Source organism: Asaia prunellae JCM 25354 (genome assembly GCF_000613885.1).
GTDB lineage: Bacteria > Pseudomonadota > Alphaproteobacteria > Acetobacterales > Acetobacteraceae > Asaia > Asaia prunellae.
On record NZ_BAJV01000007.1, the window covers coordinates 169277 to 192977 of the forward strand.

General features: G+C 54.7%; 16 protein-coding genes and 5 pseudogenes. 10 read left to right on the forward strand and 11 right to left on the reverse strand.

The window, feature by feature from the left end:
- Nucleotides 1-95: 95 nt before the first annotated feature.
- Nucleotides 96-230: pseudogene (locus tag JCM25354_RS23400) on the forward strand (AGE family epimerase/isomerase); the annotation flags it as partial.
- A 143-nt stretch (nucleotides 231-373) separates the two neighbouring features.
- Nucleotides 374-1230, forward strand: a pseudogene (locus tag JCM25354_RS17500) (AGE family epimerase/isomerase); the annotation flags it as partial.
- Between the two features lie 20 nt (nucleotides 1231-1250).
- Here the strand turns inward: JCM25354_RS17500 and JCM25354_RS07745 are convergent.
- The 8 genes and pseudogenes from JCM25354_RS07745 to edd form a co-directional block, all read right to left on the reverse strand.
- Nucleotides 1251-1967 (reverse strand): hypothetical protein, encoded by a 717-nt coding sequence (locus JCM25354_RS07745; protein ID WP_025885589.1) that lies wholly within the window; start codon nucleotides 1965-1967, stop codon nucleotides 1251-1253.
- 40 nt (nucleotides 1968-2007) lie between these two features.
- Nucleotides 2008-3587: pseudogene (gene purH, locus JCM25354_RS17505) on the reverse strand (bifunctional phosphoribosylaminoimidazolecarboxamide formyltransferase/IMP cyclohydrolase).
- 24 nt (nucleotides 3588-3611) lie between these two features.
- Nucleotides 3612-4175 carry a metal-dependent hydrolase gene (locus tag JCM25354_RS17510; RefSeq protein ID WP_025885590.1) on the reverse strand — a complete coding sequence of 188 codons (564 nt, stop codon included), beginning with the start codon at nucleotides 4173-4175 and terminating at the stop codon, nucleotides 3612-3614.
- 228 nt (nucleotides 4176-4403) lie between these two features.
- On the reverse strand, nucleotides 4404-5744 hold the full coding sequence (locus JCM25354_RS17515) for an efflux transporter outer membrane subunit (protein WP_243443960.1): 1341 nt from the start codon (nucleotides 5742-5744) through the stop codon (nucleotides 4404-4406).
- 123 nt (nucleotides 5745-5867) lie between these two features.
- Nucleotides 5868-6962: an HlyD family secretion protein gene (locus JCM25354_RS07765; protein WP_025885591.1), complete on the reverse strand. Its 1095-nt coding sequence runs from the start codon at nucleotides 6960-6962 to the stop codon at nucleotides 5868-5870.
- A gap of 17 nt (nucleotides 6963-6979) precedes the next feature.
- On the reverse strand, nucleotides 6980-8524 hold the full coding sequence (locus JCM25354_RS07770) for an MFS transporter (RefSeq protein WP_025885592.1): 1545 nt from the start codon (nucleotides 8522-8524) through the stop codon (nucleotides 6980-6982).
- A 237-nt stretch (nucleotides 8525-8761) separates the two neighbouring features.
- Entirely contained in the window at nucleotides 8762-9382 is a 621-nt protein-coding gene (gene eda, locus JCM25354_RS07775) for a bifunctional 4-hydroxy-2-oxoglutarate aldolase/2-dehydro-3-deoxy-phosphogluconate aldolase (RefSeq protein ID WP_025885593.1), read from the reverse strand.
- Between the two features lie 46 nt (nucleotides 9383-9428).
- Nucleotides 9429-11239: pseudogene (gene edd, locus JCM25354_RS17520) on the reverse strand (phosphogluconate dehydratase); the annotation flags it as partial.
- A 300-nt stretch (nucleotides 11240-11539) separates the two neighbouring features.
- Between edd and JCM25354_RS22405 the strand changes: the two are divergent.
- From JCM25354_RS22405 to JCM25354_RS07810, 8 genes and pseudogenes are all read left to right on the forward strand, one after another.
- A complete protein-coding gene (locus JCM25354_RS22405; protein WP_243443961.1) occupies nucleotides 11540-13351 on the forward strand; it encodes a TonB-dependent receptor plug domain-containing protein in 1812 nt (603 codons plus the stop codon).
- Nucleotides 13352-13353: 2 nt separating this feature from the next.
- Nucleotides 13354-14469, forward strand: coding sequence for a TonB-dependent receptor domain-containing protein (locus JCM25354_RS22410; RefSeq protein ID WP_369345747.1), 1116 nt, complete (start codon nucleotides 13354-13356; stop codon nucleotides 14467-14469).
- Nucleotides 14470-14631: 162 nt separating this feature from the next.
- Entirely contained in the window at nucleotides 14632-15474 is an 843-nt protein-coding gene (locus tag JCM25354_RS23715) for an FGGY family carbohydrate kinase (protein WP_408734979.1), read from the forward strand.
- The gene (locus JCM25354_RS23720) at nucleotides 15440-16240 is read left to right on the forward strand and encodes an FGGY-family carbohydrate kinase (RefSeq protein WP_408734980.1); all 801 of its coding nucleotides are present in this window, start codon (nucleotides 15440-15442) and stop codon (nucleotides 16238-16240) included. The genes JCM25354_RS23715 and JCM25354_RS23720 overlap by 35 nt, the downstream gene beginning before the upstream one ends.
- A gap of 132 nt (nucleotides 16241-16372) precedes the next feature.
- Nucleotides 16373-17266, forward strand: coding sequence for a carbohydrate ABC transporter permease (locus tag JCM25354_RS07795; protein WP_025885594.1), 894 nt, complete (start codon nucleotides 16373-16375; stop codon nucleotides 17264-17266).
- A gap of 4 nt (nucleotides 17267-17270) precedes the next feature.
- A pseudogene (locus JCM25354_RS17535) lies at nucleotides 17271-18099 on the forward strand (carbohydrate ABC transporter permease).
- 39 nt (nucleotides 18100-18138) lie between these two features.
- Complete coding sequence (locus JCM25354_RS07805) at nucleotides 18139-19242, forward strand: ABC transporter ATP-binding protein (protein ID WP_025885595.1); 1104 nt, start codon at nucleotides 18139-18141, stop codon at nucleotides 19240-19242.
- 17 nt (nucleotides 19243-19259) lie between these two features.
- On the forward strand, nucleotides 19260-20033 hold the full coding sequence (locus tag JCM25354_RS07810; RefSeq protein ID WP_025885596.1) for an SDR family NAD(P)-dependent oxidoreductase: 774 nt from the start codon (nucleotides 19260-19262) through the stop codon (nucleotides 20031-20033).
- A 119-nt stretch (nucleotides 20034-20152) separates the two neighbouring features.
- Here the strand turns inward: JCM25354_RS07810 and JCM25354_RS17540 are convergent, their stop codons facing one another.
- The 3 genes from JCM25354_RS17540 to JCM25354_RS21805 all read right to left on the reverse strand — a co-directional run.
- On the reverse strand, nucleotides 20153-21730 hold the full coding sequence (locus tag JCM25354_RS17540; RefSeq protein ID WP_025885597.1) for a SufS family cysteine desulfurase: 1578 nt from the start codon (nucleotides 21728-21730) through the stop codon (nucleotides 20153-20155).
- The gene (locus tag JCM25354_RS07820; RefSeq protein ID WP_025885598.1) at nucleotides 21717-22691 is read right to left on the reverse strand and encodes a family 2B encapsulin nanocompartment shell protein; all 975 of its coding nucleotides are present in this window, start codon (nucleotides 22689-22691) and stop codon (nucleotides 21717-21719) included. Before JCM25354_RS07820 ends, JCM25354_RS17540 begins: the two co-directional genes overlap by 14 nt.
- Before the next feature lie 821 nt (nucleotides 22692-23512).
- A partial coding sequence (locus JCM25354_RS21805) for a hypothetical protein (protein WP_206777981.1) occupies nucleotides 23513-23701 on the reverse strand: 189 nt, incomplete at its 5' end.

Below are 23701 nucleotides of genomic sequence, written 5' to 3' on the forward strand. Positions count from 1 at the left end.
TTCTGCCTGAAACGAGCTGGGTCCGACGGGCTGCTCACCGCTTGTGGCTGGCTGCTGAAGGACGTCACCTTCTGCGCTTCTCCCAGGCAGCGCGTATGGAAGGCGGATTTGGCGCTCTGGGGCGTGACGGCAGTCTTCCAGACGATGCACAGCCCGATGGTATTCTGACAGCGCGCATGGTGCATGCCTTCTCGATGGCCGCCCTTCAGGGCATTCCCGGCTGTCTGCCGCTCGTGCAACACGGTGTTGCGGCCTTGCTTGGTCCTCTTCATGACAAGGATCACGGCGCTGGTTCGAAAGCCCAGCTGCGCCGGAAAATCGCAAACAGGCCTATCTTCATGCCTTTGTTGCTCTTGCCGGATCGTCTGCAACACTACTCGGCGTGGAAGGCGGCGAAAAGCTTCTTTCCCTTGCGACAGAAATCCTCGAAAAACATTACTGGTCTGAAGAAGAAGGCGTCATGCGCGAAAGCTTCGCTCGCGACTGGAGCGACGAAGAGGATTATCGTGGTGCCAATGCCAATATGCATTCGACCGAGGCCTGCCTTGCCCTTGCGGACATCACTGGCAATGACGAATGGCTCAAGCGTGCGCACCGTATCGTTCATCGTTTCGTACATGAGATCGCCGGAAGCCATGACTATTGCATGCCCGAGCATTTCAATCGCGAATGGTCACTCCTGCGCGATTACAACAAGGACAAGCCGACAGATTCACTTCGTCCCTATGGGATGACCCCGGGTCATTTTGCCGAATGGGCACATCTTACCATCAAAGTCGAAGCTGCCCTTCTGCGCCGCGAAGGCATTGCTCCTGGATGGATGTTGCATGATTCACGCGCTCTGCTTGACTCTGCTCTTCGCTATGGCTGGGCACCCGATGGCAAGCCTGGCATGATTTACACGATAGACTGGGATCACAAGCCCCATGTCACTGTAAGGGCCCACTGGGTGCAGGCAGAAACAGTCACCGCTGCAATCAATCTTCTCAAACGGACAGGCAGCCCGGCATATGAGCTGTGGTACCGCAAGATCTGGGATTACATCGCCGAAGCCTGATCGATCACGAGAGAGGCGGCTGGCGCAATGAAGTCGATGCGGATGGAAAGATCTCAGGTGACGTCTACCCGGACAAGGCCGATCTGTATCACGCGTTTCAGGCAACAGTGGCCCCGATCCTGCCCCTCTCACCCTGTCTGACTCTTGCCCTGCGTGAGTCAGATATTGTCTGACACAGGTATACAGCCTGATCCTATTCTGTACCGCCAGGTAGAGTGATCTGGTCATATCCGTCTGATCCCGGCGGCGCCCCGCGTGGGATCAGAGGTTCATCCGATATGTGTATGGCTTGCAGGCGGTTCGGGCCAAGCCGACGCGCCACAACCAGCTTGCCATAGGCTGTCTGGTAACCATAACCATCTGCGTAAAGTGGTAAACCGGGTTTCAGGAGGGCCGTTCTCGCACCGGAAGCGGGGACGCGTATTACCGCCCCCGTATCCAGCAAGGCACCATTCAGTGCGCCATCTCCGTCATGAAGCAGACGTACGATCCGCCCCTCGGCGGTAGCTGGCGGTGCCGAAGTCACCAGCTCAGGCATGGGAGCCGCACAGACATCCTGCTGAGCGGCAAGGGCAAAGGCACGTACCAGATGCAGAGACGGGGCTGCCAACCCCCTGACTGTCAACACCGCCCCTGCACGAAGGTGGTGATCCTGTGCGGCAAGGCCGGGCGCCATCTCCACCTCAGTGCCATCAACAAGGATGGCACCGATCGCGTCGCCCTGAGTGCCCGGCAGAAGACGTTCGATCCTTCCCGAAAAACGCGGCAGGCTGGAAAGATCGAATACACAATTGGTCCCGACAGCATGATCAACCGTCGGGGGCGTTGCAGCGTGGGCTACACCCGACATACCCCACAAGAAGGCGGATAATCCCATGGCCGCCGAAAATGCCAGAAACCGGTTATCCATCCTGCCCTCCTGCTCCAAGCCCTGTCCTGCGCCTTGTTGATCAATGCCGGAAATGGCGCATCCCGGTAAACACCATGGCAATCCCGGCTGCGTCGGCTGCGTCAATCACCTCCTGATCGCGGATTGATCCACCAGGCTGGATAACAGCCACAGCACCGGCAGCAATCACGCTTTCAAGCCCGTCTGCAAAAGGAAAGAATGCATCCGACGCCGCGACCGAACCCTGGGTCAGTGCCACGGTCTCGCCAGCGGCCTCAGCTGCATCGAGGCTTTTACGCGCGGCAATACGGGCCGAGTCAACCCGCGACATCTGACCGGCGCCAATACCGACTGTTGCACCGCCCTTGGCATAGATAACGGCATTCGACTTGACGTGTTTGGCGACACGGAAAGCAAAAAGCAGATCTGCCATCTCTGCTTCCGTGGGAGCGCGTTTGGTTACCACACGCAGCTCGGTCTCTTTCACCTGCCCTGCATCACGGCTCTGGGCAAGGAAACCACCGGCAACCGACTTGAACGTCAGGCCCTCAGCAAGAGCAGAGGGCACACCACCGGTCAGCAGAAGGCGCAGGTTCTTCTTCCGGCTCAGAACGACCTTCGCTTCCTCAGTCGCGTCGGGCGCCACGATAACTTCCGTGAAGATCGACGCGATCTGTTCGGCGGTCGCCTCATCAAGAGAGCGGTTGAGCGCAACGATGCCGCCAAAGGCCGATACCGGATCGCATTTCAATGCGGCCTGCCAGGCAGCTTGCAGCGTTTCCGCACAGGCGACACCGCAGGGATTGGCATGTTTCACAATCACAACGCTTGGCTTGTCAAATTCGGCAACAGCCTCGAAAGCGGCATCGGTATCGTTGAGGTTGTTGTAGCTCAGCGCCTTGCCCTGGATCTGGGTTGCCGTCGCAATGCCGTAACGCTTTTCCGATGTGACATAGAAAGCCGCATTCTGATGGGGATTTTCGCCGTAACGCAGCAATTCGCGTCGTGTCCCGCTCAATGTCATTGTCTCCGGAAGGGCATCACCACGCTGCGTCGCAAGCCATGATGCAATCATTGAGTCGTACGCGGCCGTATGGGCATAAGCAGCGCCCGCCCAGAGCTGACGTTCAGTGAGAGTGGAACCTCCCTGGGCCAGCGCATCGATGAGGGCCCCATATTGCTTGGGTTCGGTCAGAATGACAACATGATCATGGTTTTTCGCCGCGGCCCTGATGAGGCTGGCCCGCCGATATCAATATTCTCAATGCACACTTCTGCGCCTGCACCAGAGGCAACTGTCGCAGCAAAAGGATAGAGATTGACACAAACGAGATCGATGGGCGCAATCTCATGCTGCTCCATCTGGGCAAGATGCGACGCGAGATCACGACGACCGAGAATACCGCCATGGATTTGCGGCACGAGTGTCTTGACGCGGCCATCCAGAATTTCAGGAAAACCGGTATGGTCGGAAACATCGGTGACATCCAGCCCGGCTTCGCGTAGCGCCTTGGCTGAGCCCCCGGTCGAGAGAAGCTGAGCACCCTTTGCAACGAGTGCCCTGCCGAGGTCGATCAGACCCGCCTTGTCTGAGACGGAAAGAAGCGCCCGGCGGATGGGCAGACGATCGGGAGAGGACATCAGGGGCTCCAGAATAGCTGAATTTCAGAGCTGCTCATAGTCACCCGGACGCGTTAACGCAATGAAGGCAGAATGATGCAGCTTCTGTCCGGACTGTGGAAGCTGGCGCGAGAGATAATGATAGGTTACGCAGCTCAATAATCCGAGAGAGGATATCAGCAGGAGATATTCTCTCATGCTCCCGGTCTTGGCATAGGGCCACAATGAAACCCTGTTTCTGGACAGGGGATACAGCGCCCAGCATCCTCCGGTCATGAGATCAGCCAGAATATGACTGATGTAGCCAATCAGAAAAGCGCCCCAGGCTGACCGCAGCCCCCCAATCCCTGAATAATGGGCCAGAACCCCACCAGTCAGCAACGGCACAAAAAGGGAATGCGTGACAGTGCGATGACCGAAAAGCCGTGAGATCGGGCGTGACAACCAGACCATTCTGCAGCCAAGAAGCGACCGTTCAGTATCAAGGTCGGGAGCAAGGCTCCCGAGCGCAGCAGCGCCAAGACTGGCAAAAGTAAGCGGCACATACCCCATTGAGGAGGCCGTGATGGCGCAGGCGACACCAAGAACGATATGAGAACGTCCGATCATGCCGCCTTATGACATCAGTTTCGCTGTCACGTCTATGCCTATGATTATAAGGGAATTTTATTCAAAACCAATATCGGGGCTGTCAGTAACTTTTACTGGATCGGCCTCGTATTTGCCCAGCAATACCTAGATAGGAAAAAAACTTTATAATCAAGCGCCTGAACTCATCTCCTCATATACAGGATGACATAAATCACGGTTAATCAGAAATATGATGTAATCTATTTATTATCTTGGTTTTAAAGCATTATTTTCTGAAAAGGGTGCATATTCCCACCCACCGCCAAGAGCCTTGTATAGTGAGACAAAAGCTGTTGCGATCTGTATGCGATTGGCTGAAAATCTGGCCTCTGCCGCAAGGGCAGCGCTCTCTGCCAAATCAACCTGCAAAAAATCGACTGCCCCCTCACGGTATTGCTGCTGGGCGATTGATACAGCCTTGCGGCTCTCCTTCCAGGCTATCTCGGTCTGGATCAGTCGTTTCTGGGACTGGGCATATGCCGTCAAGGCATTATCGACCTCATTCCAGGCTGTCATGACGGTCTGATGAAAAGCCAGCGCAGCATCCTTTTGCTCTGCCTTGCGCAATGCGAGGGTCCCGCGCAGACGCCCTCCCTCGAAGAGAGGTACGGAAAGCGTCGGACCAGTCGCAAATTGCCGCGAGGGCAAGGAGAAGAAATTGGCCGCAGAAAGCGTCTGGGTCCCCATTTGTCCTGTCAGCGTGATATCCGGATAGAAAGCCGCAACAGCGACGCCAACGCCGGCAGTGGCTACATGCAGACGTGCTTCTGCCTCACGGATATCCGGACGTCTGCGCGCCAGAGCTGAGGGAAGACCGATCGGCGCCGCTGGAACAATAATCGGTAGCGCATTTTCCCGTCGCGCCAGTTCGACAGCAAGGCTGCGTGGAGGTTCATCCAGCAACAGACCGATCGCATTGATCAGAGCACTCTCCGAATTCCGCAAATTCGGTAGAGCTGAGGCCGTATTGGCTTGTTCGGTGCGGGCCTGCGCCAGATCAAGTGTTGTTGCTGCGCCATTGCCAAACCTGGCCTGGACAAGCGCGACATCATGATCGGAAACGTCGAGATGTCGCTCTGTTATGGCAATCTGATCCTGGACACCCCTGAGTTGCATATAGGAATCGACAAGAGTGGCGATAGTGCTGAGTGCAAGACCATGCCTCGCTTCTATTGCAGCCTCCTGCGTAGCGCGCTGCGCCTCAACGGCTCTTCTGATCTGACCAAACAGATCAAGGTCCCAGGAAGCGCCAAGTGTGTTCTGAAAGAAGTTATATTCGTTCGGCGCGCCTGCTCTTGGTTCAACAAGAGAGATAAACCCGGTCATACTCTGATGGGTGCGTGCGTAGGAACCTGCCCAGTCAAGACTTGGTAAACCCTGCGCCGCTGCGATACGGGTCTGGGAACGTGCTTCCTGAATACGCTGCATCCCTCTTTGCAGATCAATATTCTGCACGGCCAGCCGGTCGATCAGTCTGTTCAGTACAGGATCGTTGAAAAGTTTCCACCACGTGATATCGACCGGACCACCATAAGTTGCCCCGGCCAATCCCTGTGGCTCTTCGCCGAAATGTCGGTGCGATGATATCAGGCCGTTTGAAATCTGGCCCGAGTGTACATCCCGCCAGGACCGCCATTGTCGCAATTCCGGTCAGTCGCCGTGCGAGAGTCTTCATCGTGAAGTGATTCCGGCAGTGCTATGCTGCTGTTCATCCACGACGTTCTCGAGATGGGTATCGACACTGGTCTCAACCGAAAATCCCATTCGCAACAGTTTTGCGAGGGGCTGTCCCGGGGCAACGACAATCTTGACCGGAAGACGCTGCACGATCTTGGTAAAGTTGCCCGTCGCATTCTCCGGTGCAATGGGAGCGAAGGCAGCGCCAGAAGCGGGCGGTATGCTGTCAACAATCCCATCCAGATCCATATCATATGCATCGACGTGGATACGCGCGTGCTGGCCCGGGCGCATATGACGCAAGGCGATCTCACGATAATTCGCCATGATCCAGAGCTGATCCATAGGGACGACAGCCATCAGGGCAGCGCCGGGGGCTACATAATTGCCATTCTGGACCGTTTTCTCACCAACCATACCATCCAGCGGAGCCCGTATTTCCGTATAGGATAGATTGAGCTCGTCCTGCCGAATAATGGCACGGTCGATTTCCAGTGTTTTCAGCGCAGCCTCATGACGGGCGCGCAGAATGGGCAACTCGGCTTCAGCTGCCACAATACGCGCATTCATGCTCTGAAGATTGGCTTCCATCTCCCTCATGGAGGCATCGGTCATTTGCCGCTCCTGGTTCGAGCCGGCACCGGTCTGAGCAAGATTGTGATAGCGCTGGGCATTCTGCCGTGCATAAACGAGTTGCGCGCTGATGCGCGCAGCTTCGGCCTTGCTCTCTTCGATCATGCTTGGCTGGCGCTCGACACTGGCCTGGGCATCGTTCACCAGTGCCGCATCATGAACAAGCTGTGCCTTGCTGCGCATAAGCGCTGTCTCGTAGTCGCTGGGATCGAGGCGTGCCAGAACCTGCCCCGCCCTGACTGTCTGGTTGTCATCGACCAGTACTTCAATGATCTGGCCAGGAATACGCGGCGCAATTGTCGCATAATGGGCTGTGACATAGGCATCATTGGTCCAGACATGTCTGGACGGCACGAAGATGATGGCCAGAATAATGCCGCTGAACACCGCAATGATAAGGGCGGTTACAACGAACGGCCATTTTGCAGGGGTGCTCTCTTGATCGTCAAAGGCCATGGGTCAGGACTGTTTCTTTATGAACATGAGACGGGGGGGAAAGTGCGTTGCGGCAGAAGCAGAACAGACAGCATCAGGCAGATTGTGATAGCCGCAATGATCATATAGGCGTCAGACAACTCCAGAACCGTTGTCTGATGTGCAAGTTGTGACTTGAAGGTCAGGAGAGAGTCGTTTGTGCGTGGCGTTCCATCTGGCAAGAAAGGCGCTGGCTTCTGGAGCGGAAGCGCGTTGGCCTGAAAAGTACGATAACGGTCAACGCCAAGACGATCTGTCATCCGATTGGAATGCAGGCCACCGCGCCAGCGATGAATCAGTTGCAGGAGCCATATCCCTATGGCCTGGGCCACGGCACGAGGCGTATTGACCATGGCTGCAGCAAATGGCCCCTCGGCTGGCACCAGCGAATTTGTCGACATCATCAGGAGTGGCATGACGATCATGGCCTCACCGGCCCCCATGAAGATCTGCCACAGATAGAACTCGTTACGGTTCCAGCCTACCGTCATGAAACTGTCTCCGGCACAGGCCATGAGGATAAGCATCATACCCAGAAGACTCACGACACGACTGTCAACTGATTTGCTGTTCAGCACAACGGCCATGAAAGGCAGCATGACGAGCTGGATACAGGCAATTTCCAGCGTCACGAGATAGATCTGCTCGGGCCGGTACCCAGCCACCTCCTGCAGAAAGCTGGCAGGCAATGTCGAAGAGGCTAAGGAGACGACAAGAAAGACCAGAAGGGTCGAAGCCCCATAAGCAAAATTACGCCGACCCAGAAGCTGAAACCTGAAAAGCGGCGTGTGCTGGTTCCATTCGTTATAGACCAGCAAGGGCAGACAGATCGCTGCAATAAGCGATAACACGCATATGGCTGGCGAATTGAACCAGTCAAAACGGTCACCTTGCTGAAGAACGGTTGAAAATGCCCCGAAGCCAAACAGGATCAGCAGCGCCCCTTTCCAGTCAAACCGCGCAAAACGTTTGTAATTCGGCTTTTCGACGGGAATACCATACCAGAGCAACGAGGCTGCGAGACTTCCGAAAGGCACCGCCTGCCAGAAGACAAAGCGCCAATCAACCAGATCGGTCCATAAACCGGCAAGCGCCGTACTCAGATTGGGAAAGAATGTCGCGGTCAGGGAATAGGCTGCAAGACCGTAAAGCCTGATTGGGGGGGCCAGTACTCTCAGGGCAGTCATCAGCACAAGCGGAATGGCAAAACCACCGGCCAGCCCTTCGACAATACGCAGCATATAGAGAAGAGTCAGATTATCAGTGAACGGAATCAGGGAAGCGGAAAGACTTGCTGTTACGGCAACACTGACAGCAAAACGCCGGACACCGAATGTTAGCGCCAGCCAGGGCGCAAGCGACATGCCGAAGATTTCAGCCGACAGATAGAGACTGTTGAACCAGGTCCCGGCATCGTGACTGATGCCAAGACCACCGAGGATGTCGGGAAGGGATTGGGATGAGACCTGCTCGTTCAGCTCGGTTGTCATCGCCAGGACAATCACCCCGGCCAGCCCGAAGAAAGAGCGCCCCTGTTTGGTCACAGGCGCGCCAGACTGCCGTGAATTTCAATAAGAGCGTAGAAAAGGCACATTACTTTTTATTCGGCGCTTTAGGCCGAATTGGCAATTCCCCGAATGATAAAAATTTAATTAGTGAAATGATATCCGGAGCTGGAGATCTGATCTGAAATGCCGGTTTCGACTGTATCTTGCACAATGGCAGGATACTCTCCTGCGTGGAATGAAAAATCATGTCACGCAGGTTACACCAAAATGTAATTAACGACTGATATGCGCCGCGCGATGTGCCCGCGCTTCGACCGTGGCCGCCTCAAATCGCCCGGATGTCAGCCAGGAACCACCTACGCAACTCACTGCCGGCTCAGCCAGCCATTCCGACGCGTTCTCCTCGCTGATTCCACCCGTGGGGCAGAATTTGACCCGGCCAAAGACAGAGGCAAGCGCCTTCAAGGCAGGCAGGCCACCATTGGCCATGGCCGGGAAAAACTTGAACCGGCTCAACCCCAGATCCAGACCACGCATGATATCACCTGCGTTGGCCACGCCAGGCAGCAGAGGCACATCGTGACGCTGGGCTGCTGCCGCGACTTCAGGCGTCAATCCCGGGCTTACAATGAATTGTGCGCCAGCATCGACGGCACGTGCGAGATCATCACCATTCAGAACGGTCCCGGCTCCGACATGCGCGCCCTCAACCTTTGACATCTCGCGAATGGCCTCGAATGCGCATTCGGTGCGAAGCGTCACTTCAAGCGTGGTCAGTCCACCCGCTACCAGCGCCTGCGCGATCGGTCGCGCCAGCGAGAGCTCGGGTATCACCAGAACCGGAATGACCGGACATCTCGTCATCACGGCGTCCAGCATTGTTGTATCGAGCATCTGTATCTTCCTTATCGAGTTCCGGGCCGTGACTGTCCATCACATCTTCCAGGGCAGCGAGCATGGCTGAGCCGCCTTTTTCGGCGCTGTCGGAACGGCTGCGCATGAGGGTGAACAATTCGCGCCCGGTCCCTGCCCCCGGCAGAGGCGGTTGTGCCGCGATGCGCCGCCCCCATATCGCAGGATCCACCAGAACTTCAATCTCGCCCCGACGAGCACAGATACGCAGCATGTCACCATCCTCGATCCGGGCAATCGGGCCACCTGACTGCGCCTCGGGACAGATATGAATAGCCGCAGGGACTTTGCCGCTGGCGCCGGACATGCGGCCATCAGTCAACAGCGCCACGCGGTAGCCCTTGTCCTGCAGAACAGCAAGTGCCGGGGTCAGGCGGTGCAGTTCAGGCATGCCATTCGCGTCCGGTCCCTGGAAACGCACGACCACGATTACATCGCGGTTGAGCTTGCCTGCCTTGAAAGCAGCAATGACATCTTCCTGTGTATGGAACACGGCAGCAGGCGCTTCGATGGTCTGGCGATCCTCGTCAACCGCGCTGGTCTTGTAGATGCCCCGCCAAGTGATCCCTGAACAAGACGCATCCCGCCATCCTTACGAAACGGATCCTTCACGTCGCGCAGAACACCACGATCAGCAGAAGGTCGCGCAGCGCTGTAAAGCAGGGCCTCTCCTTCCAGACGTGCACGACAGGCATAGTCGGCAAAACCGTTTTTCGATACTGTCAGAATGTCCTGATGCAGCATTCCGCCTTCACAAAGGGCTGCAATGAGCGTCGGCAAACCGCCCGCTTCCTGCATCGCATTCACATCGGCAGAACCATTGGGATAGGCACGTGTCAGCAACGGTATGGCGGCAGAAAGTCTGTCCAGATCACTCCAGTCGATACAGATTCCGGCGGCACGGGCAATAGCAGGGAGATGAATGGCGTGATTGGTTGAACCACCTGTCGCCAGAAGACCGACGGCTGCGTTGACGATCGCTTTCTCATCCACAAGATGCGCCAACGGGCGATGATCCTCACCGGGGCGGGATATCTCGACAAGACGATGAACCGCCTTGCGATTGAGCGCCTGACGGATACGACTGTTCGGATTCCAGAAAGCCGAGTCAGGTAGCATCAGCCCCATGAGCTCGACCATCATCTGGTTTGTATTGGCTGTGCCATAAAACGTGCATGTACCGGCACTGTGATAGGACGCAGCTTCCGCTTCCATCAGTGCACCTGAATCAACCTTACCCTCGGCATAAAGCTGCCGGACGCGCTGCTTCTCCTTGTTGGGCAGGCCGGAAGTCATCGGCCCGGCTGGTATAAGCAGAGCAGGCAAATGGCCAAAACGAAGCGCACCCATGAGGAGCCCGGGCACGATCTTGTCGCATATGCCGAGCAGGGCAACTCCTTCAAACATGCCATGACTCAGGCCAATCGCCGTACCCATCGCGATATTGTCGCGCGACAGCAGGGAGAGCTCCATGCCTTCCTGGCCCTGCGTGACACCATCACACATGGCAGGCACACCCCCTGCCACCTGAATGGTAGCACCGACTTCACGTGCAAAAACTCTCATCTGGTCGGGATAGCGCGCATACGGCTGATGCGCCGACAACATGTCATTATAACTGGTGATCACGCCCAGATTGACGCCACCACCGCGCATGAGACGGGCCTTGTCCTCTCCTGATGCCGCCAGCGCATGAGCCAGATTGCCGCAGGCCAGGCGCGGACGTGAAATACCTTTCTGACGGTTGCGTTCCATCAGGGCAAGGTAACGCCGCCGCGACACGGCGGAGCGTTCGATAATGCGCTCTGTGACTGACGCAACGACAGGATGCAGGGACATGGCGGCTCGCAGGAGGCTGTTATTATGCTCGCGAAATCGCGAGCAGAAGCACTGTAAAGTTTCCGTGATAATCCGGTCAAGAGGAAGTCAGGTAATAAAATTGTCCATAAAGACAAATTTTTAATTTTTTATAACAAAGGCATGCAACAGCCTGTTGCATACGGAACACATCGCAATGGAAATGTCACAATTACAGGGTGTGACCATACATTACGAGATTGAAACCCTGGATCACGCTGTGCCATTTCGAAGCCAATCCGGAATATTTTCCGCCACCATTTTCTTTCGCGAAAGTGACCAATGGCCATTTCCCGCATTCGCTTCCGCCACGCTTCGTTACTGCTTGGAGCCACAATTCTTGCAGGCGTAAGCGTCACAGCACAGGCAGCCACAGAAAGCAGCACCGCCCTCCACAAGGCCCCTCACAAGTCAGCATCCAGACACAGCACCCGTGCAACGCCCAGGGCTGCTGCTGCGACAAGCGGCACCGTTTCATCTGCGACACCAGCGGTCGCGCGTCGCTCGGCTGCCTTGCGTAACCTTTCTGGCCCGGCCCCGGCAGGAAACGAGAGCATCACGGTCGTTGGTTCGGCGCTGAGCACGTCCAATAACACCAACGCCAATCCCGTTCAGATCGTGACGGCAAAGCAGATCTCCCAGACAGGCGTCAATAACCTGGGCGATTTCTTCATGCGCCTGCCTTCTGTGGGTTCCAGTGGCGTTTCAAACGCCGTAACCAATGGTGGCGGCGGCGTTTCCTGCGTTGATCTACGCAATCTGGGCCTTTCTCGTGTGCTTGTGCTGGTTGATGGCAAACGCACGACGGTCAATGGCGCCTCCAACTGCGTCGATCTCAACTCGATACCGATCCAGCAGGTCGCGAGTGTTGAAATTCTCAAGGACGGTGGTTCAGAGCTCTATGGCGCCGACGCGGTATCCGGCGTTATCAACATCAAGATGCGTCACGATATTACCACAGGCAATATCACGATGCGCGGTAGCATTTCGCAATATGGCGATGCACCCGAAGGCATGCTCTCGGCCTTCAAGGGATGGAATTTCGATCACGGCAAGGGAAACATCACCCTTTTTGGTCAGTACCTGACCTCGACCGGTGTCATGCAGCGTAACCGTGCCTGGGCAAATCCTGCAGCACAGAACAATCCGGTAACGGGACAACCGACATTTGGTTCGGGCAATCCTACCACAGGCCGTTTCTACAACACAGCGGGTGATTCCTTTACCAGTCATGATAACGGAAAGACCTTCGTTCCTTTCGCCAGCAGCGATCGCTATCCGTTCAATCGCGATCAGAACCTGACAAACTCCTATCAGGATTCCTCGCTTTCCGGTGACACACATTACGATGTCAACAAGCATCTGACACTCTATGCGAATGTGCTTTACAGCCATCGCACCACTAACAGCTTCATGGCCCCTGTTCCGGTCAGCGGCTCCATCCCCCCAAGCTCACTACCCAGCTCCATTCTTGTTCCTGCTGATTATCCGGGTAACGAATTCGGCGAGCAGATGCAGGTATATCGTCGCATGAGCGAATTCGGCTCCCGTCGTACCGAACGGGCTTCAGACACCGTCACCGGCATGTTCGGTGCCAAAGGCGAGATCTACAAGGGCTGGATGTATGACGCATCCTATACCTACGGTGTGAACCGCGAGCAGGTACGCACGCTCAATGTTGGTAACTATGCGAAACTTCTCAACGCATGGGGCTTGCGTGCGGATGATCCGGGTAATCCGGATACAACCCTCAGCTATGATCCGTCAGTCTGTCAGGCATCGGCTGGCTGCGAACTGTCTTCGCCATTCGGTCGCCTGACGCAGCAAGGCGCCAATTACGCGAATTATACGACCGTCGAGAATATCCAGTACCAGTTCCGTGATACCAATTTCCGCGTTCACAATAACCACGTTATTTCCATGCCCTGGAAGAATGGTGGAGATCTGGGTATTGCCCTGGGTATGGAACACCGCAGCGAGCAGATGAGCGACAGCCTGATCCGCTGGTTCAGCAGGGTATTACCCTTACCAATACCCAGGCCTATGCCGGTGGCGGATTCAACGTTTCGGAAGGCTATCTCGAAGGCAAGCTGAATCTGCTCAAGAATGCGTTCCTCGCAAAGGATCTGACAATCGACGCGCAGGGCCGTTACTCGTCCTATAATACGTTTGGCGGTGCCAAGAACTGGAAAGTTGCCATCAACTGGGCACCCAACCGGGATATCCGCTTCCGTGGAACGCTGGGAACATCCTACCGTCAGCCAAGCGTCTATCAGCTGTATAGCGGCCAGCAGCTGAGCTACGAATTTGCCAATGATCCCTGTGCTCAGGTCTCGAGCTACGGGGCCTCTTCACCCATGGTCGCCGCCTCTTGCGCACGTCAGGGGATCCCTGCGAATTTCACGATGGTGACCGCGGGTCAGGTTCCGACGCTGCAAGGCGGCAATGGTGCTCTCAAGCCTGAAACGGGCCGTACGTACACTTTTGGTACGGTGCTCACGCCTCACTGGGTGCCAGGCCTCTCGCTCTCCGCTGAATACTGGCACTACACTGTCAAGAACATGATCAGCGCCATTGGAACCCAGTATCTTCTTGATCAATGTTATACTGGTGCAAATACCGGCTATTGCAGCGGTATCATACGCAACAACCAGAACCAGCAGATACAGACCGCGTCAGCATTGTACGAGAATCTGGGCGGCATGCGCACGGGTGGTCTCGACCTCGATCTGGACTACACGTTCCGTATCACCCGTCACGATCGCCTGAGCCTGAGCAACAATTTCCAGCAGCTCATCAGCTATCAGCAGCAATATGTGCCGGGCGGACAATGGTTCAATTATGATGGCCGCCTGCTCTACAACAACAACTCGGGGCAGCCGCGCGTGCGCAACTACACCACGGCAACGTGGCGTCACGATGCGTTCAGCTTTACCTATATGATGAACTACACAGGCGGCATGGTGTGGAACGACCAGTCTGTTGACCTGACAAAGGATACGGGTGGACGTTACAAGACACCGGGCATCTTCTCACACGACATCACGCTGGGATATCAGCTCAATCGCTGGTCATTCCAGGCGGGTGTGCGCAATCTTTTCGACAAGAAGCCACCCTACGTGGTTGATGGTGCCACCAATACCAACGTGTATCAGTATGGCAGCCTTATCATGGGGCGTAACGTCTTCCTGCAGGCAGGCGTGAATTTCTGATCTGCCGCTTTCTGTACATGATCTCAAAACCCGGCATCACAAGGTGCCGGGTTTTTTGTGCTTTGTATCATGCAGATTGATACATTTAACACGCATTGGTGAGTTGCATCCCACAGGGAGCATGTGAATATGACGAATTCGTAAGAGTTTGGATGAGCTTCCATGGATGTAGTGATTGGCGTGGATGTCGGGACAGGCAGCGCACGCGCCGGTGTGTTTTCCCTCGAGGGAAAGAAACTGGCGTCTTGCGTGGTTGCAACCAGAAGCTGGCGCCCTCAAAACGACTTCATCCAGCAATCCTCGGCTGATATCTGGGAAGCGGTCTGCAAATCTGTCCGTACGGCCATGACGGAACTTGCCGGGAAAACACCGGTCGTACGCGGCATCGGTTTTGACGCGACCTGCTCCCTTGTCGTGCTCGATGGCAAGGGAGAGCCCCTTTCTGTTGATCCACAAGGCCCCGGAGCAGGATGTCATTCTCTGGCTGATCATCGCGCCATGAAAGAGGCCGCGGAGATCAATGCCGGTACATATGACGTATTGCGCTATGTCGGCGGTGTCATTTCCCCGGAAATGGAAACACCGAAACTGCTCTGGCTCAAACGCAACATGCCCGAGACCTTTGTCCGCGCCGGTTATTTCTTTGATCTGCCGGACTACCTGACCTGGCGGGCTACAGGAGCTGATTCACGCAGCTGCTGCTCGACTGTCTGCAAATGGACCTATCTCGCTCATGACAAGGGGTGGGATGACAGCTATTTTGAAGCAATCGGCCTGGGGGAACTCGTCGAGGAAAAATATCGCCGTATTGGTGACATGGTACGGCCGCTTGGCGAAGTGGTCGGTAACGGGTTAAGTAGTGCCGCTGCGGAAGATCTCGGCCTCACCGCAGGTATTCCGGTCGGTGTTTCGGCAATCGATGCCCATGCTGGCGGAATTGGCGTTCTTGGTGCCGCGTCAGGAGATACACTTGACGACAAAGCCTCAATCGCAGTCTTGCCCTGATTGGGGGGACGTCGAGCTGTCATATGGTCGTTTCACAGGACGCCCGCTACGTGGATGGGATTTGGGGCCCTATTCCGAGGCCATGTTGCCTGGCATGTGGCTGAATGAAGCAGGTCAGTCAGCAGTAGGATCCCTTGTAGATTTCGTCATTACAACCCATGCTCAGGGACCAGCTCTTGCAGAAACCGCAAAAGCTGAAAACCGTACGGTCTATGAGGTGCTCAACGAACGCCTCGCCATACTCGAGCAGAATACCCTCCCCGGCTCACTGACGGCGGAATTCCACGTCCTTCCCGATTTCCATGGTAATCGTTCCCCCCACGCCGATCCGACATTGAAAGGCATGGTAAGCGGCCTTGGTCTTTCGGCTACGCTTGATGATCTCGCAAAACTCTATCTCGCAACCATTCAGGCTCTGGCTTACGGTACGCGCGACATCATTCGCGCGCTCAATGCCAAAGGCTATGCAATCGACACCATTTTTGCCACTGGCGGCGGAACAAAAAACCCTGTTTTCCTGCGAGAACATGCCAATGCCACAGGCTGTCGCATCCTTCTGCCTCAGGAGCCGGACGCCGTCCTTCTCGGTTCTGCCATTCTCGGCGCGTCGCCGGAAATGTCTATGATGACATGCGCAGCGCCATGTCGCAGATGGCTCGTATCGGTTCCGAGATTGCTCCCGATGCGCGTACGAAACGTTATCACGATGCAAAATTTTCCGTTTTCCAGTCAATGCATCAGGAACAGTTACGTCACCGCGATCTGATGCGGGAGGCACTCGCCTCCTGAATCCTGTCGCCGGATGTCCGGCACGCTTCTGTCAAAGCGGCGGCGGGCATCTTCCGAGAGTTTTCGTCCACAGCCAGTACAGGCGGCACGTCGCCTGCGGAGCTCACCTATGGAAGCCGTCATCGTCCCACCGAAACGGGTGAAACGTAAATCAGGCGCCGGATTATTCCTCTCCCCTGCCGTGATCATCCTGTTGATCTGGTCCCTGATTCCCCTCGTTCTGACCCTCTGGTACTCATTCCAGAACTACAATCTGGTCGATCCAACCCTGAAGGGTTTTGCCGGCTTCAGTAATTACATCTATCTGCTGACCGATCCCGATTTTCTCTATTCGCTTTTCAACACCATTCTTCTTGTTCTGGGTGTACTCGTTATCAGTGTCGGTGGCGGCATTCTGCTCGCTATACTTTACGATCAGGATTTCTGGGGGCGAGGCATCGCGCGCGTACTGGTCATCTCGCCCTTTTTCGTGATGCCAACCGTCTCCGCTCTCCTGTGGAAAAATCTTATGCTGCATCCGATATACGGGGTGTACAGCGCATTCATGCGAGGTATCGGGCTTCAGCCCATCGACTGGCTGGCGCATTATCCCATGCAGACAGTCATGATGATTGTTGCCTGGGAATGGCTGCCATTCGCTGTGCTCATCCTGCTGACCGCCGTGCAGTCCCTTGACCATGAACAGAAAGAAGCGGCACGCATGGATGGTGCCGGGCCTTTTGCGCGCTTTCGTTACATCATTCTGCCGCATCTGAGCCGCGCCATTACGGTCGTGATCATGATCGAGACCATTTATCTCCTAACCGTGTTTGCTGAAATATCAGTCACGACGTCGGGTGGCCCGGGCATTGCATCGACCAATCTGGCCTTCCTGATTTTCTCGCGTGCACTCCAGCAATTCGACATCGGTGGTGCTTCTGCGGGCGGCGTGATTGCAATCATCATTGCCAATATCATCGCGGCTTTCCTCGTCCGTGCGGTCGCCCGCAATCTGGAGGCTTGAGATCATGTCTCGCAAGTCAAAGCGTCTGCCCAAGATTGCGCTAGGCCTCGTGGGCTGGGCCGTAGCCATCTGGATCTTCTTTCCAATTTTCTGGATGGTTCTGACGGGCTTCAAAAGCGAGATGGATGCCATCTCGACTCCCCCTCATCTTTTCTTTCATCCAACTCTCCAGAGCTATCATGACGTATTTGCCCAGGAGAATTACTGGCATTTCACGTTCAATACTGTGTTCATGTCAGTGCTTGCCACGGGGGGGAGCGCTTCTTCTGGGCGTACCGGCCGCCTATTCCATGGCCTTCTTTCCCGGCAAACGCACCCGCGGCACGCTGCTCTGGATGCTCTCCACCCGCATGCTACCGCCGGTTGGGGTATTGGTGCCGGTCTATCTGATTGCCAAGTCAACGCATCTTCTCGATACGGTAATCGGTCTGGCAATTATCAACATGCTTACCAACCTGCCTATCATCGTCTGGATGCTCTATACCTTCTTCAAGGAAGTGCCTGTGCCTATCCTCGAAGCCGGACGTATGGACGGAGCCAATCGCTGGCAGGAAATCAGTATTGTCCTCTTGCCGCTCGCCCTGCCCGGAATTGCCTCCACCGCCCTGCTCTCTCTCATTCTGTGCTGGAACGAGGCTTTCTGGTCGCTCAATCTGACCTCTTCGAATGCAGCGCCTCTGGCAAGTTTCATTGCCTCTTTTTCCTCTCCGGAAGGGCTGTTCTTCGCCAAGCTTTCGGCAGCCTCTACCCTCGCTGTCGCCCCCATCCTGATCTTTGGCTGGTTCAGCCAGAAACAGCTCGTACGCGGCCTGACTTTTGGTGCCGTGAAATGATCATTACCACATGCTTCTTACGCTCTCCCGGAGTGACCCATGGCTAAAGTTGAACTGCGCGATATTCGCAAAACCTATCACGCGGAAGAAATCATCAAAGGCGTTTCGCTCGACATCAACGATGAGGATTTTGTTGTTTTTGTCGGTCCGTCGGGCTGTGGCAAATCAACCCTGCTGCGCATGATTGCTGGCCTGGAAGAGATTTCAGGTGGCGATCTGATGATCGATGGCAAACGTGTCAATGACGTAGAGCCGGCCAAACGCGGTCTCGCCATGGTGTTTCAGTCCTATGCGCTCTATCCGCATATGAATGTGTACCAGAACATGGAGTTTGGCCTGAAACTCGCCGGCATGCCGGAAGCTGAACGCCGTCAGAAAATTACCGATGTCGCAAAGACGCTCCAGCTCGATACCTACCTGAAACACAAGCCCGGTCAGCTCTCCGGCGGACAAAGACAACGTGTTGCAATTGGCCGTGCCATTGTACGCAACCCGAAAGTTTTCCTTTTCGATGAGCCCTTGTCCAATCTTGATGCGGCTCTGCGCGGACAGATGCGGGTCGAACTCGCCACGCTTCATCGACGCCTCAAGGCGACGACCATTTATGTGACACATGATCAGGTTGAAGCCATGACTATGGCCGACAAGATTGTTGTGCTGCAAAAAGGCGTGGTTGAACAGGTCGGTTCACCCCTCGAGCTTTATCACCATCCACGCAATCTCTTCGTGGCGCGTTTCATCGGATCGCCGCCAATGAATTTTCTGCCTGTGACTGTCCGAAGCACTGGTACCGAAGGCATTACCGTTGTGCTGGACCACGGCAACCCTCTCGTCGTGCCTGTATTGCCGAATGACACTGCTGCTGCCGAATCCCTGACACTTGGTATCCGTCCGGAACATATCGTTCTCGATCCGAATGGAGAAATCGAGGGTATCATCCGCATGGTCGAGCGCCTTGGCGCCCTGACGCTCCTGCACGTTGCCATGCCGGATGGCACGCTGATTATCGTGCAAACTGATGGCGATCATGGAGGCGAAGTGGATCATCCAATTCGTCTGCACCTCCTCGCAGAAAATTGTCATCTCTTTGATGCAGGGGGGATGGCGCTGACCAAACTCATGCGTCACCGTCTCGCTGACTAACAAGAAAGTCTTCTCCCATGTATATGGAAAAACTGCGCCTCGATGGACGTATTGCTGTCATTACTGGTGGCGCCCAGAATATTGGCCTTTGCTGTGCAACCGCCCTTGGCGAGGCTGGCGCCCATGTGGTGATTGCCGATCTTGACGGCGACAAGGCGGCTGAAGCGGCCAAGATCCTGGTAGATCAGGGACTGAATGCCTGTAGTGTCACGATGGACGTCACATCAGAAGAAAGCGTGATAAAAGCCGTCGATGCCGTGACTGCGCGCCATGGCAGGCTCGATATTCTTGTCGCAAATGCCGGAATGTGTATCTCCGAGGTCAAGGCCGAGGACATGACGGAAGACCAGTGGCTCAAGCAGATCAACGTCAACCTCAACGGTGTATTCCGCTGCTGTCAGGCTGCTGGTAAGGTCATGATCAAACAGAAAAGCGGTGCGATCGTGGCGATCGGTTCAATGTCTGGCCTAATCGTGAACCGACCACAGGAACAAGCCGCCTATAACGCCTCAAAGGCAGGTGTCCATCAGTATATCCGTTCGATCGCCGCAGAATGGGCACCCCACGGTATTCGTGCCAATGCTGTTGCCCCTACCTATATCGAAACAACGCTGACACGGTTCGGTATGCAGAATCCTACCCTTTACAATCGCTGGATTGACGGCACTCCGATGGGTCGCGTCGGTCAGCCGGAGGAAGTAGCTTCAGTCGTGCAATTCCTGTCATCAGACGCAGCAAGCCTGATGACAGGATCAATCGTCAGTGTCGATGGTGGCTTCACCGTCTGGTAAACCCCCGTTGCCTGTTCTCCTTCTATCTCCAGAAGAAGGAGGACAGATTCGCATGAGCACCGCGAAAGCCCCGAACAGCAATCCTCCTCCGGGATCATGCCTCAGCGCAGATCGCATGATCAGCGCTGAGGCAACAATCGGAGTGCTCGGACAAGGGCATCAATATCATCATGGGTATTATAAAGCCCAAGTGATGCTCGCACAGTCTCTTCCACTCCGAACCGTCGCAGCGCCGGTTGAGCACAATGATGCCCCGAGCGCGCAGCAATGCCGTAGCTGTCCAGATGACGGGCGACATCGCCTGGCTCATAGCTCTCAATAGTGAATGATAACACACTGGCTTTCTCTGCCGCAGTACCGATCAGCCTCAGACCAGAGACAGAAGCAAGCCTGTTGGAAGCATATTCAAGCAATTCATGCTCGTAAGCTGCAATCGCGGGCAAACCGATGCTCTGCAGGTAATCAACCGCAGCTCCCAGCCCAACGGCACCTGCAATATCAGGCGTCCCCGCCTCGAATTTCTCTGGCAAGCCCTGATAATGGGTTTTCGCAAAGGTAACATCCCGGATCATGTGCCCGCCACCTTGCCAGGGTGAAGCTTCTTCGAGCAGATTCCGCTTGCCATACAGAATGCCTATACCGGTCGGCCCGTATATTTTGTGTCCCGAGAGCACAAGAAAATCCACGTCGAGGGCCGTGACATCAAGCGGAATATGTGGCGCAGACTGCGCAGCATCGACCAGAACCGGCACACCGTAAGAATGCGCCAACGGAATTATCTGCTCGATCGGATTAACCGTGCCCAGAGAATTGGCGACGTGGGTAACCGAAACAAGTTTCGTGCGCGAAGACAAGAGCGACACAAATTGATCGAGCAGCAATTCGCCACGATCATTTACTGGAGCCACGCGAAGAACAGCTCCTGTCTGCTGCGCAAGAATCTGCCAGGGAACAATATTCGCATGGTGCTCTATAGTCGTAATGAGAATCTCATCACCGGGTCCGATATTCGCACGACCATAACTCTGCGCAACAAGATTGATCGCCTCTGTCGTACCACGCAGGAATATGATTTCCGCGGCCTCCCTGGCACCAACAAAACGTCGAAGCTTTTCACGTGCTCCTTCAAAAGCATCCGTCGAACGCGCCGCAAGGGTATGAGCCGCGCGATGGATGTTCGAGTTATCACGCTCATAGAATGCCGAAGTGGCATCAATAACCGATTGGGGTTTTTGTGTCGTCGCTGCGTTATCGAGCCAAACAAGACGATGCCCGTTCACCTCCTGCTCGAGGATAGGAAAATCCCTGCGGATCCTGTGAACGTCAAAAGGCAGAATTCCCGCTTGGCGCCCCGGTTCTGTCTGCGACAAACCCGGAGGGGTACGTGCCTCGGGCGAAAGAAAATACAAATCTTCCGGTTGTGATGTCTTTATGGGGATCTCTGGTACCGTCAGCGCGCGAGAAAAACTTGCGGCAGACCAGTCAATACTGTCGATTGAGGGAGATGGTGCAATCTGTGGTGACGCCTGGTGTACAGGCTCATAAATCGAATTATGACGTGCAGGTGGTTGTGGACCAGAAGCCGGTACATTGCTGACTCCTTCTCCGGAAGCTCTGAAAGCATTGCGGACAAGCTCGTAGACCAGCCCAGTATGGGCCTGGTCCGAGCTGCTGGGAATTCCTTCAGCTGTAGTCATAATATTGATCGATCAAAACGTTATCGAGCCGGGCAATCGCATCCTCTACCAGCACTGCGGCTGAAAAATAGCGTGTCACCAGATGTGACGCCACCGCATGCTGATCTGTTCCGCTGTAACGAACTGAAAGCCCGGGCTCGACCTCACCTGCGATACCTGTTTTTTGCAGTCCGACAACACCTTGCTCGTTCTCACCAACCCGCAGGAGCAAAATCGAAGTCTGACCTGAAGCAGAAACTGGCAACTTGTCCGAAGGAACAAGCGGCACGCCGCGCCAGGTAATAAAAGGCGACCCGAATAGCGTAATCGTTGGTGGTGGAACACCGCGCCGCGTGGCTTCGCGCGCGAAGGCAGAAATTGCCTTGGGATGCGCCAGGAAGAAACCGGGGCGCTTCCAGACCTTTTGCAAAAGCTCATCAAGATCATCTGGTGTCGGACGACCGTTTCGCGTTTCAATACGCTGAGCCGGGGCTGCCTCACTTAGAAAGCCGAAATCAGAATTATTTATGAGCTCCCATTCTTCGCGTTCCTTTATCACATCAATAACGACACGTACCTGCTCGCGAAGCTGATCAAATTCATTGCTATACAGATCTGTAACACGCGTGTGTGTACGCAACACAGTTTGAACACTATGAAGATAGTATTCACGCGGATCAGGGTCGTAGTCGACAAATGTTGTTGGAAGTTTTGGTTCGCCATCCACACTCGACAGAAGTGCGATTTCTGCCTCTCCATAAGTATTCGAAACCTGAACTGAATCAGGCGCCAGTATGCGACGACGGTTCACGCGATAAACACCGCCCCCTACGCTGACCCAAGGCAGCAACTTGTGCAGCCAGCGCGGCGTCACTTCCCGATTCTGAATACTTGTCACATGCGCTGTGGCGAGCTGACGGGCAGCGAGATTACTGTCGAGGGCTGTTGGTCCACCGGCAAGAGTAGATTTTCGTTCGACCATCTAAAACACTCCCTTAAAATGTGCTTTAGATGAAAACACTATTTTTGTAGTTTTTATTTGTCAATAAATTTGTATCGCTAAAATATCTTTCCGTCGCATCAGAACGACAGATCTCTGATCAGAATTGGCAAGTGCAGAACGGTAAAAAGACCATGATTGGCCCCCGGGCCATAGTCTATTGCGCCATATCTCAAGTTCCTGAGAAGGCTATGCATACTCCCGACGCGTTTCCAAAGCCCGTATTCCTGCTTGAGGTATTCGAGCGGTTTTCTGCGAGGTTTCTGTTGTGAGAGATCGGATTTAATCTCTTCCGTTCTGACATATCCCGGAATTATTTGGCATCGTAGCTACGATTTTCTTGCACCAATCGTTTATCAGGTAACCAGAGAAGAGACTTCTGTACCAATATTATCGTCAGTATATTCGTCATAAAAAACGAGTAAGCCGTACTTTTATATTTATTATAGAATCAAATTTTCTGTACTTTTATAACTGCTAATAATTATTCTTTTCGTAACAGTTCCAGATCAGAAATCACATGGATCCCGCCTTGCTGGAATGATCTGCCTGGCAAAAGTCTCCCTTGGCTGATCATAGATTAAGGGCTCTTTAGTTCAGGGACAGACTGACTGAGCGGACTGACCTCAGCACCCTGAACCTAGCAGCTTACCGGGAAACCAGATGCGCACGAGCTCAAATGCAAACCTTTGTAAAAATAATCTCGTAATGTTCGTAATATATTATATATTGGTAGTACATATTAGAAAATACTGAAGTGCACAAGTTAAAATATTATTCGCCAACTATAGGATATCAAGAGTTCATTTACTTTCTTTTCTGTATTTTATAGCACCACCCTCGGTAGGCCAAGCCACGACAACCATAAATAATCTCATCAGATGGAGTCCCGGCAATCTGTAATCAGGTCTGATCAACTGTAATAAACCAGCCAGAGAATACGTCTCATGGGAAGTCGCATTGATAACGTCTGGCAAAATTTTCCGGACGGT